At 50.1% G+C, this 6934-nt stretch carries 7 protein-coding genes and 1 tRNA gene; 6 read left to right on the top strand and 2 right to left on the bottom strand.

What is annotated here, in order from left to right; translation table 11 throughout:
* Positions 1–9: 9 nt before the first annotated feature.
* From QKW35_RS20320 to clpX, 4 genes are all read left to right on the top strand, one after another.
* Positions 10–85, top strand: a tRNA-His gene (locus QKW35_RS20320).
* A 311-nt stretch (positions 86–396) separates the two neighbouring features.
* Positions 397–1737: a trigger factor gene (gene tig, locus QKW35_RS20315; protein ID WP_282356076.1), complete on the top strand. Its 1341-nt coding sequence runs from the start codon at positions 397–399 to the stop codon at positions 1735–1737.
* Between the two features lie 97 nt (positions 1738–1834).
* A complete protein-coding gene (gene clpP / locus QKW35_RS20310; protein ID WP_282356074.1) occupies positions 1835–2458 on the top strand; it encodes an ATP-dependent Clp endopeptidase proteolytic subunit ClpP in 624 nt (207 codons plus the stop codon).
* An 88-nt stretch (positions 2459–2546) separates the two neighbouring features.
* Positions 2547–3830: an ATP-dependent protease ATP-binding subunit ClpX gene (gene clpX, locus QKW35_RS20305; protein ID WP_282356072.1), complete on the top strand. Its 1284-nt coding sequence runs from the start codon at positions 2547–2549 to the stop codon at positions 3828–3830.
* Between the two features lie 62 nt (positions 3831–3892).
* Here clpX and QKW35_RS20300 read toward each other — a convergent pair whose 3' ends face one another.
* The gene (locus QKW35_RS20300; protein WP_282356071.1) at positions 3893–4354 is read right to left on the bottom strand and encodes a MarR family winged helix-turn-helix transcriptional regulator; all 462 of its coding nucleotides are present in this window, start codon (positions 4352–4354) and stop codon (positions 3893–3895) included.
* A gap of 230 nt (positions 4355–4584) precedes the next feature.
* On the opposite strand from QKW35_RS20300, the gene QKW35_RS20295 reads away from it, so the two are divergent.
* Together QKW35_RS20295 and QKW35_RS20290 are read left to right on the top strand one after the other, a co-directional pair.
* The gene (locus QKW35_RS20295) at positions 4585–5127 is read left to right on the top strand and encodes a VOC family protein (protein WP_282356070.1); all 543 of its coding nucleotides are present in this window, start codon (positions 4585–4587) and stop codon (positions 5125–5127) included.
* A 210-nt stretch (positions 5128–5337) separates the two neighbouring features.
* A complete protein-coding gene (locus QKW35_RS20290; protein WP_282356067.1) occupies positions 5338–5712 on the top strand; it encodes a c-type cytochrome in 375 nt (124 codons plus the stop codon).
* Between the two features lie 57 nt (positions 5713–5769).
* On the opposite strand, the gene QKW35_RS20285 is transcribed toward QKW35_RS20290, so the two are convergent.
* A complete protein-coding gene (locus tag QKW35_RS20285) occupies positions 5770–6840 on the bottom strand; it encodes a 3-deoxy-7-phosphoheptulonate synthase (RefSeq protein ID WP_282356066.1) in 1071 nt (356 codons plus the stop codon).
* Positions 6841–6934: the final 94 nt, after the last annotated feature.

Here is a 6934-nt window from a genome sequence, read left to right as displayed (position 1 = left end):
TACGCTGTGGTGGGCGTAGCTCAGTTGGTAGAGCCCCGGATTGTGATTCCGGTGGTCGTGGGTTCGAGCCCCATCGTCCACCCCAATTTCCCTCTCTTTTTTGATTTTAAGCCAGTATTTTATCCCTTATGCCGTATGTGTCCTTGGCGCTGCCGGACTGGTTTTTTATGTTTTATTTATCACTTCTTATATTTATGTTCGCGTGATTTCTTCTCTGTTGGCTTCTATCGGTTGATTCGCTTGACTATTTGGGCCGCTTGCTTGAAAATTTTGCGCTTAAATTCTGCCCGTAAGGCGATTAGTGTTTCTTGCTGGGCATACAGGTTGCAGGCTGGTTAATAAAAAGGCCTGCTGATCTAGCTGGATCACAACGTATAAGTATTAATGAGGAATTCCATGCAAGTTTCCGTTGAAACTACTTCCGGTCTCGAGCGTCAGGTAACAATTACTGTTCCGGCTGAGCGTATCGATCAGGATGTTCAGAAGCGCGTTCAGCAGACCGCACGTACCGCCCGTCTTGATGGCTTCCGTCCGGGTAAAGTACCTGTGAAAGTGGTTAAGAACCGCTACGGTAAAGGTATTCGTGAAGAAGTACTGAATCAGGTTATTCAGGAAACTCTGTTCAAAGCGACTACTGATGAGAAACTGCAGCCTGCGAACAGCCCAAGCATCGAGTTCAAGAACGATAAAGAAGGCGAAGACTTCCAGTACGTTGCGACTTTCGAAGTTTACCCAGAGATCGCACTGGCTGATTACTCTTCTGTAGAGATCGAAAAGCAGACTGCAGCAGTAAAAGACGAAGATCTGGATCAGATGATCGAGACTCTGCGCAAGCAGCAGGCGTCTTGGGACGTAGTTGAGCGTGCAGCTGAAGACGGTGACCGTCTGAACATCGATTTCGCGGGTACTATCGACGGTGAAGCTTTCGACGGTGGTAAAGGTGAAGGTATGGACCTGGTTCTGGGTTCCAGCACCATGATTCCTGGCTTCGAAGCGGGTCTGGTTGGTGCGAGCGCAGGTGATGAGCGTGAGCTGGACGTAACTTTCCCAGAAGATTACCACGCTGAAGAGCTGAAAGGTAAAGCAGCGAAATTCGCGGTTAAGGTGAACAGCGTATCCGCACAGACCCTGGCTGAGCTGAATGAAGAGTTCTTTGCTAAGTTCGGTATGGAAGAGAACACCCTGGACGGTTTCAAAGCTGAAGTTCGCAAGAACATGGAGCGCGAACTGACCAACACGCTGAAAATGAAGCTGAAAGATCAGGTGTTCCGTGAGCTGGTTAAGCTGAACGCTATTGAAATCCCAGGTTCTCTGATAGACAACGAAATCGATAACCTGCGTCGTCAGGCAGTTCAGCAGTTCGCTGGCCCTAACGCAGAAGGTTTTGATCTGAACATGCTGCCTAAGGAAATGTTCGAAGAACAGGCTAAGAGCCGTGTTTCTGTAGGTCTGCTGGTTCAGGAATTCATCAAAGCGAACGAAGTTAAGGTTGACGACGAACGCGTACAGGAAACCATCAAAGAGCTGGCTGACACTTATCAGGAACCACAGCAGGTTATCGACTGGTACAACAGCAACCAGGATATGCTGAACCAGATCCAGAGCCTGGTGATGGAAGATCAGGTGGTTGATCAGCTGCTGGCATCTGCTAAAGTCACTGAAGTAGAAGTTAGCTACGAAGATGCCATCAAGCCGGCGCAGCCGGAAGCTGAAGCTGAAGAAGACGCTGCTGAATAATCAGCCGCGTTTTCAGTAAGTCACAGTTAGAAGAACGGCAGTTAGCGTAGGCTGACTGTCGTTTTTTTTACGCGTTATTACGCTAAGGAGATTTAGAATGGGCGATTTTGGAAAAGGTCCTGCTGATATTCTCAGTAGCCTGGTACCTATGGTAGTGGAGCAGAGTGCGCGCGGTGAGCGGGCTTATGATATCTACTCTCGTCTGTTGAAAGAGCGTGTCATTTTCCTGGTGGGCCCGGTGGAAGATCACATGGCTAACCTGGTTGTTGCTCAGCTGTTGTACTTGGAAGCTGAGAACCCGGATAAAGACATTCACTTGTACATCAACTCTCCGGGTGGTTCTGTGACTGCAGGTATGTCTATTTATGACACCATGCAGTTCATCAAGCCAGACGTGAGCACTATGTGTCTGGGTCAGGCGGCAAGCATGGGAGCGTTCCTGCTGGCCGGCGGTGCAAAAGGTAAGCGTTTCGCGTTGCCAAACTCTCGCGTAATGATTCATCAGCCGCTGGGTGGTTACCAGGGGCAGGCGACCGATATTGAGATCCACACCAAAGAGATCCTTAGTATTCGTGAGAAACTGAACCGTCTGTTGGCCGAGCACACCGGTCAGGACTATGAGACCATCGCACGCGATACTGACCGTGATAACTTCATGGATCCAAACGCGGCCAAGGAATATGGTCTGATTGATGACGTTTTGGGGCGTCGCGACGGTTGATAACCTTCCTATACTAATAGGTGGGTTGAAAAAGGTCCGGAGTGACACCATAACTGTCTTTCCGGATTTGCACATATGAGGTAGTCGAATGTCCGACGAGATTAAAGGTAAAGATGGCGACAGCGGTAAGCTGCTGTACTGCTCATTCTGTGGTAAGAGCCAGGATGAGGTGCGTAAACTGATAGCAGGGCCGTCGGTCTTTATCTGTGACGAATGTGTTGATCTGTGCAACGACATTATTCGCGAAGAGATTCAGGAAGCGGAGCCGCAGGAAGAGAGTGATCGCCTGCCGGTTCCTGCTGAGATTGCTGAAACCTTGAACGAGTACGTAATCGGTCAGGAGAAAGCGAAGAAGGTCCTTGCTGTAGCGGTGTACAACCACTACAAGCGTCTACGTTTCCAGGGTGGAAAAGAGGGTGTTGAGCTCGGTAAGAGTAACATCCTGCTGATCGGTCCAACCGGTAGCGGTAAGACCCTGTTGGCTCAGACCCTGGCCCGTATGCTAAACGTACCGTTCACGATTGCCGATGCAACCACGCTGACTGAGGCGGGTTACGTGGGTGAAGACGTTGAGAACATCATCCAGAAACTGCTGCAGAAGTGTGATTACGATGTAGAGAAAGCCCAGTTGGGTATTGTGTACATCGATGAGATTGACAAGATCTCCCGCAAGTCTGATAACCCTTCCATCACTCGTGACGTGTCTGGTGAGGGTGTGCAGCAGGCCTTGCTGAAACTGATCGAGGGTACGGTAGCGTCTGTACCACCGCAGGGTGGTCGTAAACATCCGCAGCAGGAATTCCTGCAGGTTGATACCTCCAATATCCTGTTTATCTGTGGTGGTGCGTTTGCGGGTCTTGAGCAGATCATCCGTGATCGCTCCGAGAAGAGTTCTATCGGTTTTAATGCCGTTGTTAAGGCGAAGGATGAAGAAAAGACTGTTTCTCAGGCGCTGCTGGAAATTGAAGCAGAAGACCTGGTGAAATACGGTCTGATCCCTGAGTTCGTGGGGCGCTTGCCGATGATCGCTACGCTGGGCGAGCTGGATGAAGAGGCGCTGGTTCAGATTCTGACCGAGCCGAAGAACAGCCTGACGAAGCAGTACGGTGCACTTTTCGGTATGGAAGGCGTAGACGTCGACTTCCGCGAAGAAGCGTTGCATGCGGTGGCCAAGAAGGCGCTGGAACGAGGCACCGGTGCGCGTGGCTTGCGCTCTATTCTGGAAGCTACACTGCTGGATACCATGTATGAGCTTCCTTCAATGGAAGGTGTAAGCAAGGTGGTTATCGACGAGGGTGTTATCAGTGGCGACAACGATCCGCTGCTGATCTACGAAAACCTCGAGCAGGCTAAGGCAGCGCCTGACGAGTAATGTCTCGTTGTTAGCGAAATATCAAAAAGGCGACCTTGGGTCGCCTTTTTTGTATCTGTAGATTAACGCTGTATGGAGTTTGCCTGGCGTAAGAGTTTGCCCATCAACTCGTCTAGTTGCTGTTGTTCATCCACTGAAAGGGCGGACAGCAGAAACGCTTCGCGCTCCAGTACAAGTGGCACGATCTGCTGATATACATCCTGTCCTTTCGCGGTCAGGGTCAGAATGATCAGTCGGCGATCTTCCTTGGATGGGGTTTGGGCGATCAGCTCTTCCTTTACCAGGCGCGATATAGCGCGACTTACCGGCATTTTCTCCATCGATGTGTAAGCGGCAATCTCTTTACCGGTCATGCCGGGCTGTGTGCCCAATGCGGCGATTACACGCCATTCCTGGCGTGAGAGATTAAATTTGCCGGAATACAGCTGTGCGATGGAGTCGCTGACGGCGGACTGCAGGATGGACAGCTTGTAGGGAAAGAACCGTGGCAATTCCAGCTGTTGCGGCGTTGGACGGCGGCCCATGGGACTGAATTCTCCGGTGGTCTATACATTAGGTTGGATAATGTTAATGGTAACTTGGCATTTCTGACAGGTAAAAACATTATTTCCAATTCAGTAAGAGTGTCATAAAAGCACTATAAAACAACAAGATAAGCATCAGTGTTGATCTTTGACAATCGTAACAAATGTTACTAATATGGCTTTAACCTTTTTAGGCACCCCAACAAAAACAGAAAAGACAGGGCCGTAGAATGATCAATCTGAAACAGATTCACCACGTTGCATACCGTTGTAACGATGCCAAGGAAACCGTTGAGTTTTATCAAGACGTTCTGAACATGGATTTCCTGGTGGCGATCGCGGAAGACCGTGTGCCATCCACTAAAGAACCCGATCCATACATGCATCTGTTCCTGGACGCGGGTAACGGCAACATCCTGGCATTCTTCGAGCTGCCGACTAAGCCTAAAATGGGCCGTGATGAAAACACCCCGCCATGGGTTCAGCACATCGCGTTTGAGGTTGAAGATGAGGCGGCGCTGATGTCTGCGAAGGAGGAGATTGAAGCGAAAGGTATCGACGTGGTTGGTCCGACTGAGCACGGTATCATTCGTTCTATCTACTTCTTCGATCCAAACGGTCACCGTTTGGAGCTGACATACCGTAAGGGGACTGATGGGCAGATGAAGCAGTTGGCTGAAGTTGCACCTGCAATGCTGGAAGAGTGGTCGCGCACTAAGAAAGCACCGAAGCATGCTGCTTGGTTGCACGAAGAAGAGTTCAAAGACCTGTAAGTTGTCATTCGGTCAATTTTTCGAAAGGCGCGGTAGTTACTGCGCCTTTTTTATTTGTGGAATGAGAAGAGTTCTACAAGGCGATTAGAGTATGAGTTTATGCATACTTTGGTGCATTGCGGAAAGGTACTGAAGTACGAGGGAGTGGCTCAGATATAAAAAATATACTTGTTCTCTGTATGGTTTTTTCTTTTAGATGAGGACAAGGATATGAGCAAAATTACTGTGCTGGCAGGTGGTTTGTTAATGGCGCTGTCGGTGTCGGCGTATGCTGATGAGAGGATGAAGGTAGCAGCGGGTGAAGAGGTGTTTAAGCGTTGTCATGCCTGTCACTCTGCGGACCCGAGTAAGAACACGTTCGGTCCAAGCCTGACGGGAGTCGTTGGCCGAAAAGCGGCGAGCTTGCCCCGCTTTAACTACTCGGCGGCATTGCGTGATTCCGGTGTTGTATGGACCGAAGCGAATTTACGAAAATGGGTAGAGAACAATGATGCCTTTGTGCCTGGTACCCGAATGCGGCATGTCGCAATAACGGATCCAGCAGAGCAGGATTACCTAATCGCGTACTTAAAGTCGTTGAAGTAACAGTATTCAGAATATAAAAAACGCGGCACTTAGGCCGCGTTTTTTATAAGTGGGAGCTTAGCGACGGTTCGGCAGAACCTCTTTCAGCTTCTCATTCATGTCGATCAGGCACTTCTCGGTGGTTTCCCAGTCGATGCAGGCGTCGGTTACGGATACACCGTATTCCAGATCGTTCAGGTTCGCAGGGATAGACTGGTTGCCCCACTTCAGGTTGCTTTCAATCATCAGGCCTACGATGGATTTGTTGCCTTCCAGGATCTGGTTAGCCACGTTGTCGGCTACCAGTGGCTGCAGTGCAGGGTCTTTGTTGGAGTTTGCATGGCTGCAGTCAACCATGATGTTTTTCTCCAGGCCTGCTTTTTCCAGCGCCTGCTCGGTCAGAGCCACGTTAACAGAATCGTAGTTAGGCTTACCGCCACCACCACGCAGCACAACGTGCGCGTACTGGTTGCCCTTGGTGCGAACAACAGACACCTGGCCGTCTTCGTTGATACCCAGGAAGTTGTGCGGGTGGCTTACCGATTTCAGTGCGTTGGTCGCAACTTCAAGACCACCGTCGGTGCCGTTCTTGAAGCCCACTGCACAGGACAGGCCGGAGGACATCTCACGGTGTGTCTGAGACTCGGTGGTACGTGCGCCAATAGCAGACCAAGCGATCAGATCCTGCATGTACTGAGGAGAGATCGGGTCCAGTGCTTCAGTTGCCAGTGGCAGGCCCATTTCAGACAGGTCCAGCAGCAGCTTACGGCCGATGTGCAGGCCTTCTTCGATCTCGAAGGAGTCATCCATGTGTGGGTCGTTGATCAGACCTTTCCAGCCGACAGTGGTACGAGGTTTCTCAAAATAGACGCGCATGACCAGATACAGAGAATCCTTCACCTTGTCCTGCAGCTCTTTCAGGCGCTGGCCATACTCGATTGCGGCTTTGGTGTCATGAATAGAGCAAGGACCTACAACTACAAACAAACGGTGGTCTTTGCCATCAAGGATGTTACGAACAACTTCCCGACCTTCCATCACTGCTTTTGCTGCAGCATCAGAGATCGGCATCTGAGCCTTGAGATCATTTGGATTGATCAGAACAAGGTTGGACTCAATATTGAGGTCTTCTACACGTGTATCGGTCATTGTTGTTTCCTAAATGCAAACGGTCGCGTCGTCATTTCTGACCGCATCTTTGTACCACATCTAGATGTCACTTATAAGTGGCCATCTGTTCTAT

Origin of the sequence: Pontibacterium granulatum, from assembly GCF_029961155.1 — a bacterium.
Classification (GTDB): Bacteria; Pseudomonadota; Gammaproteobacteria; order Pseudomonadales; family Balneatricaceae; genus Pontibacterium; species Pontibacterium granulatum.
This window is presented reverse-complemented; position numbering and strand designations above follow the sequence as displayed.